This window comes from Chamaesiphon sp. (assembly GCF_041737865.1).
Lineage (GTDB): Bacteria > Cyanobacteriota > Cyanobacteriia > Cyanobacteriales > Chamaesiphonaceae > Chamaesiphon.
Window position 1 is genome coordinate 1 of the sequence record NZ_JBGSQZ010000073.1, and the last position, 6,665, is coordinate 6,665.

The 6,665-nt window shown below is 47.2% G+C and carries 5 protein-coding genes; all 5 read left to right on the plus strand.

Annotated features, from left to right (window positions below):
- Positions 1-474, plus strand: a 474-nt coding sequence (locus ACEW9J_RS05350; RefSeq protein ID WP_373544104.1) for a glycosyltransferase, incomplete at its 5' end; no start/stop codon positions are given.
- A gap of 64 nt (positions 475-538) precedes the next feature.
- Positions 539-1,579, plus strand: a complete 1,041-nt coding sequence (locus ACEW9J_RS05355) for a leucine-rich repeat domain-containing protein (RefSeq protein ID WP_373544105.1) — start codon at positions 539-541, stop codon at positions 1,577-1,579.
- A gap of 130 nt (positions 1,580-1,709) precedes the next feature.
- Positions 1,710-3,128, plus strand: a complete 1,419-nt coding sequence (locus ACEW9J_RS05360; RefSeq protein ID WP_373544106.1) for a cation:proton antiporter — start codon at positions 1,710-1,712, stop codon at positions 3,126-3,128.
- Between the two features lie 54 nt (positions 3,129-3,182).
- Positions 3,183-3,833 (plus strand): tetratricopeptide repeat protein, encoded by a 651-nt coding sequence (locus ACEW9J_RS05365; RefSeq protein ID WP_373544107.1) that lies wholly within the window; start codon positions 3,183-3,185, stop codon positions 3,831-3,833.
- A gap of 111 nt (positions 3,834-3,944) precedes the next feature.
- Positions 3,945-6,557, plus strand: coding sequence for a chloride channel protein (locus ACEW9J_RS05370; RefSeq protein ID WP_373544108.1), 2,613 nt, complete (start codon positions 3,945-3,947; stop codon positions 6,555-6,557).
- The last annotated feature ends 108 nt before the right edge of the window (positions 6,558-6,665 follow it).

Below are 6,665 nucleotides of genomic sequence, written 5' to 3' on the forward strand. Positions count from 1 at the left end.
ATCCCCAGCTATTACGAGCCTTTTGGTTTGGTTGCGCTTGAAGCGATGGCCGCAGGTACTCCAGTTATTGCTAGTAGTGTCGGGGGTTTAAAACACACAGTTGTTCATCGGGGTACGGGAATGCTAATCCCGCCGCGAGATTCCGTAGCATTGACAGCAGCGATCGAGGATGTATTTAATGCGCCTGTACAGTGGGAAACTTACGGTATCGCTGGACGCAAATGGGTACAAGGTAATTTTAGTTCCGCAGCAGTGACAGCTAAAATTCACGCTCTATATCAATCTTTAACTTTCACAGAGTCAGTGAGAGAAGCGATCGATACCCAAAAACTGACCTCGATTTTAGCAGCACAACTTCAGAACCTGCACCAGTTTAAAGGATTAGATTTGTCCAAAAGACCAGAATTACTCGATCGATTGCTAAAATCACTCAGTCAAAAACATCTTCGTTTAGGAAGAGCGGCTCTGAAATAATCCGATCTCACGATCTGGATCGAATCTGTCCATTCATTTTCAATAATTTACGAGCTAATCTCAAATGAATTTCACCGTAAATTCTAGCAAACACATCAAAAAAATTGTCGCGACCATCAGTATATTTGCATTATCATTGCAGATGTTACCAGCCGCCGCAGCTAGAAGACGACAGATCCTAACTGTCAGTAAAACTTTTATGCAGTGGTGCCAGCAGCGAAAAACTTTGCCAGTCGAAACTCAACGCACGATCGATGTATTGCTAGTCAAAGCATCGACCCAAGACTGTCGGCTAGCTGATATCAAACTGAGGAATTTAAGGCAACTAACCATTGTCAAAAATCAAATCAGCGATGTCCAACCGTTAGCAAGTTTATTGAGCTTGAGATTCCTATCCCTCCGTAATAATCAAATTACAGATCTCACCCCGTTAGCAAGTCTGATTAATCTGAAATGGCTCAATCTAGATCGCAATCAAATTACAGATCTCAAACCATTAAAAAGTTTGCGTAATTTGAATACGGTCTATCTCAGAGATAATCAGATTAGAAATATCACACCGTTAGCAAGTTTGCTTCAATTAAAGGGGCTATCTCTGGATACCAATAGAATTACCGACATCCAGCCCCTAGCCGGATTGAGTAACTTGAATTGGCTCCGCGCTAGTAATAATCAGATCGGTAATATTAGACCATTATCAAATTTGATTAACTTAAATTCACTCAATCTCAATCAGAATAAGGTCGCTGATATCGCACCATTGGGTAATTCGATCGATTTGCAAATACTTTATCTGAATAACAATCAGATCGGCAATATTAACCCATTAAAATACCTAACTGAATTAAATGGATTGTCCCTAGCTGGCAATAGAATTAGCAGCGTCCAACCATTGTCGGAATTGACTGACTTGACTTGGCTCGATCTGAGTAATAATAAGATCGTCGATGTTAAGCCATTAGCAAGTTTGGGTGAATTGCGCTGGCTCTATCTCAAAAATAATCAGGTTACTGATGTCAAACCTCTAGAAAAATTGAGTAAATTGAACTGGCCAGTTTTGAATGACAATCGCCAAACCCCTCGATCGACTAATTCAACTAACTAACAGGTACGGTCGATGGATGAAAACAAAACGTGCTTGCAATTAAGAGAGAAAGTAATTTGCAAATTGCCTCTACTCTTAATTTAGCAATAACAAATTTTTATTTTTTTAATTACAGCAATCACCTTGTTATATGAGTTTCACCGGATCGATCGATTATTTCTCACTAGAGACACCATTATTTTTATCATCACTCTTACCATTATTGGCAACTACAAATGCCGATCTTGCCCCAGCAATCTTAAATGGGGTGCTACTGAGTTTAGTAGTAATTTATCTTGCCAGTAAAATCGGTTCAGAGATTGCCAAATACTTGAATTTATCCTCCGTGTTGGGGGAATTAGTCGCAGGGCTAGTAGTGGGTATCTCAGCCCTCCACTTGTTGGTTTTCCCCGATAGTGGATTGGACGGATCTAGTTCGATCGTCATGCAATTATTGCAGTTCGTTAATCCCCTAGATCCCGTTGTCTTAGATCGAGTATTTGCAGCTCAGAGTGAAGTGATATCGGTGTTAGCCGAACTAGGTGTAATTATCCTCTTGTTTGAAATTGGCTTGGAATCAGATCTACGCCAACTCAAACAAGTCGGTGCCCAAGCCGCCGTCGTTGCTTGTACGGGTGTGTTGGTGCCGTTTGTACTAGGTACGGGTGGCTTGATGCTGTTATTTAATGTATCGGCGATTCCGGCGGTGTTTGCTGGTGCAGCACTCACGGCAACCAGTATTGGGATTACGTCTAAAGTTTTGTCAGAACTAGGGCAACTAAAATCGAGCGAAGGACAAATTATTCTCGGTGCAGCTATTATTGATGATGTCTTGGGGATTATCGTGCTGGCGGTGGTTGCTGGGCTTGCGAAAACTGGCTCGATCGATGCGATGAATGTCATCTACCTGATTATTAGTGCCACAGTTTTTTTAGTAGGTTCGGTTCTGATTGGGGGCTTTTTCAATCGCAGTTTTGTGACGATCGTCGATCGACTCAAAACTCGCGGGAATATTATTACGACAGCGATCGTCTTTGCCTTTATGATGGCATTTTTAGCTAACGCGCTGCACTTGGAAGCAATTTTGGGGGCATTTGCGGCTGGCTTGGTGTTAGATGAAACCGATGCGCGGAACGAATTGGATGAATTAATTAAACCGATCGCCGATCTATTTGTGCCGATCTTTTTTGTGACGGTGGGTGCAAGAGCCGATTTAAGTGGATTAAATCCAGCGATCGAGAGTAACCGAGCGGGATTAGTGATTGCGGGATTTCTGATTGTAGTGGCGATCGTGGGTAAGGTAGTCACTGGCTGGGTCGTATTCGGTCAACCTGGCATCAATCGCTTGGCGATCGGTGCAGGGATGATCCCGCGCGGTGAAGTGGGGCTGGTATTTGCCGGAATTGGTGCTGCAAGTGGGGCGATCGATAAACCATTACAAGCTGCAATTATTATTATGGTGATTTTTACTACATTGATGGCACCACCTTTGTTGCAGATCGCTTTTGGTAAACCTGACGAACCACCAACGGCAACAGCCATAAAATCGACGAGCGATCCTGTCAATTAGATTAGATCGAGTCAACCCAAAATTCCAGATCGAATCACTTGTCAACTCTCCCAAATGAAAGCCTCCGCCGTTCTCCCGCTACTGACTCTACTCCTGACATTCTGCTCCATTCCGTTAGCATCCATCAATCCAGCTACAGCATCATCTAGCCGCTCTGTCTTCAAATCGGCAGGTGCTGCAAAAATTTATCACGATCGAGGTATTGCTAAGTACCAAAGCGGCGATCGTCAAGGCGCAATCAGAGACTTCAATTTCCCAAAGGGAACGCTGCGCGAACGAGCAATTAAGCTCGATCCTCGATATGCGAGAGCTTATCTCGATCGAGGTGTGGCGAAATTTGGCTTGGGCGACAAACAGGGGGTTATTGCCGATTATAGTCAGGCGATTCACTTGCAAAACCGCTTTGCAACCGCGCTTCAAGATGCACTCATCTATTACAATCGGGGCGTAGCTAGATTTGAGCTAGGAAATAACCAGGGCGCAATTGCTGACTTCGATTTCCCAAAGGGAACGCTGCGCGAACGGGCAATTGAGATCGATCCTCAAGATGGGGAAACTTACTGCAATCGGGGCGTAGTTAAACTAGCTATCGGTGATAAACAGGGGGGCATCGCCGATCTAAATCGCGGGGCAGAATTATTCCGCCAACAAGGGCAAACGATCGATCGGCAACGAACGCTCGACCTAATTCGACAGGCGAACTGACGTGTAATGGTCAAGAAAGATTTTTCCCCGCTAAGCTTAAAAGTATAACTGGCATCAATTGTCTAAACCAGAACAGATGTTAAATGTGACTATCCCTGAAAATCCGCCATCATGACGATCGCCACCGGAAAAATTCTCTACAACCGCCTCTTACAATTACTGTTGCGCCCCAAACGACTAGCTGCATTGGAGGCTTGCGCGATCGGGTTAGTCGCGGGATTAGCGGCAATGGCGTTGGGCGAAAGCGTCAGCCTACTGGGGGGATGGCGACAACAAGCAGCCCGTCTGGTTCCTGCGTATATAGCCCTACCGACGATCGGCTTAATTGCTGGAGTAATAGCCGGATGGTTGGCGGGATATGTTGCGCCTGGCTCTAGTGGGAGCGGCATGTCAGAGGTCAAAGCAGTATTGGCACGGGTACCGATGCCCATGACACTGCGGTTGGCTGCGGTGAAATGGCTCAGTGCCACATTAATATTGGCAGCAGGGTTTCCACTCGGACGGGAAGGCCCCACAGTCCAAATTGGTGCGGCATTAGCCAATCAATTCAGCGACTGGTTTCCGACTTCCCCCGAACGGCGGCGACAACTAATTGCAGCGGGAGCAGGGGCGGGAGTAGCAGCGGCATTTAATGCGCCGATCGCGGGAGTGTTATTTGTAGTCGAAGAATTGCTCCAAGATGTCACGGGGATTACCTTGGGTACGGCAATTTTAGCCTCTTTTGTGGCTTCAGCCGTCGCCCGGATCGGTGGTTCTCGGAGTTGGAATCTGAATTTTGAGGCACACCTGAGTAATATCATCCACAATAGTTTTTCGGTGCCAGAGATTCCCTTTTATTTACTGTTGGGAATTTTGGCTGGAGGGTTGGGAGTTTTATTTAATCGGGGCATACTGCTGAGTTTAGGATTTTATCGACGGTTTTTTCATGTAGCTTTGCCGTGGCGGGTTGGGCTAGCTGGATTAGTGACGGGAATTGCGCTGGCAACTCTACCCACCGTGTTTCGGGATAATGCTGGGTTGAGACATCTATTGCTCAGTGGTGAGGCGGACTGGCAGTTAGTCGCGATCGTGTTTTGGGTCAAATTCGCGTTAATTATCTTTGTGACTGGCTCTGGGGCACCTGGGGGGCTGCTGATTCCCTCGATGACGCTGGGATCTGCGCTGGGATATTTGGTGGGGACTTTAGGACACCAGGTATTGTTGACGGGATCGCCTAGTACCTATGCCTTTGTGGGGATGGCAGCTTTTTTCTGTGCTGTTTCGCGGGTGCCAATTACGGCAGTAATTCTGGTGTTCGAGATGACTAGCGATTTTAATCTGGTGTTACCGCTGATGATTGGGGTGGTTACAGCTAATTTAGTAGCTGAAAAGCTAGACGCAGGATCGCTGTACGATCGATTGCTAGAAGCTAATGGTATTCATCTAGCGGATACCACTCGATCGCCAGAACCCTGGGCAGAATTAACGGCGACGCAGGTGATGCAACGGCGAGTAGAAACTATTGCCAGCGATCTGACCTTGGATGATGCCTTGCAGGTATTTTCGCAATCTTCCCACCGCACCTTCCCCGTGATGGCAGATGGTAAATTAGTCGGGATCTTGTCGCAGCAGGACATGGTAAATCGGTTGCCACCAGGAACGAACGAACGCCTGTTAGTTGCCGATGTGATGACTCCCTCCCCTGTAACCGCCATTCCCGAAGATACACTGGCACATATCCTGCACTTACTCGATCGGTATCGCCTCCGCAGCCTACCGATCGTTGCTGGAAGCAAGCTTGTCGGCATCATCACCCGTAGCGATATCATTCGGATCGAAGCCGCATATCTCAATGGCAAGGAAAATCCGATTGGGGCGAAAACCGCAACATCTCATATTATCTATCAAACTCGCGCCCCAGAAATCGGACGGGGACGATTGCTCGTGCTGCTGAGTAATCCTCAAACTGCCAAAATGCTGATGCAAATGGCGGTAGCAATTGCGCGCGATCGCGATTATGAGATCGAGGTCTTGCACGTAATTGTCGTCCCCCCACATCGATCGTTGACAGAAGCCACCGTCAGGACAGTCACAGGCGAACGACTACTCCGACAGGCTAAAAACCTGGGATTGGTCTGGAAAGTACCCGTCCATACCCAAATTCGGGTCGCTCATGACATCTGTGCTGCCGTGCTCCAGACGATCGATTACCAGCATATTAACCTCGCATTAATGGGTTGGCGCGGCAGTAGTAGAGTGCCCACAGAATGGATTTTTAGTCGGTTGGTCGATCCAGTGATTCAACAAGCAAATTGTGAGTTGGTACTGGTCAAATGTAATGGTCGAACTCAATTCGATCGTTGGCTGGTACCACTGGCGGGCGGGCCAAATGTTCAATTGGCGATCGAACTCCTCCCAGCACTGACGACCCTGAGCCACAAGCCGCTAGTGAGCCTCTGTCAAGTATTCGATCCGGCGGATCGGCAACCAGACCTCAGTACACTCGATCGCGCGGCTGATTTCCTCGATCCATATCTGCATGGCGCGATTACGACAGTCCCGATCTATACTAGTTCCATTCCTGAAGCGGTATTGAACTACGCTAGGCAGGACGGTAGTGATGCGATCGTCTTGGGAGCCAGTCGCGCCGGAATCTTGCAGCAAGTAGTCAATGGCAATATTCCCGCTGTTATTTCCCAAAACAGCGATCGCACAGTTATTGTGGTACGTGGCAGTCGGTGCTAATAATAAGGTTAAACTCACATCTTGCACCAATGCACATGTATTGTTAGTGGCAAAATTCAAGGGTACCCAGAAAGGGCACCCCCACTCATGTAACCTGGAGTGGTGCCC

Bases quoted from the DNA above. Each gene is read 5' to 3' on its own strand.
- ACEW9J_RS05370 (WP_373544108.1), top strand. From the start codon at position 3,945: ATGACGATCGCCACCGGAAAAATTCTCTACAACCGCCTCTTACAATTA.
- ACEW9J_RS05360 (WP_373544106.1), top strand. From the start codon at position 1,710: ATGAGTTTCACCGGATCGATCGATTATTTCTCACTAGAGACACCATTA.
- ACEW9J_RS05365 (WP_373544107.1), top strand. From the start codon at position 3,183: ATGAAAGCCTCCGCCGTTCTCCCGCTACTGACTCTACTCCTGACATTC.
- ACEW9J_RS05355 (WP_373544105.1), top strand. From the start codon at position 539: ATGAATTTCACCGTAAATTCTAGCAAACACATCAAAAAAATTGTCGCG.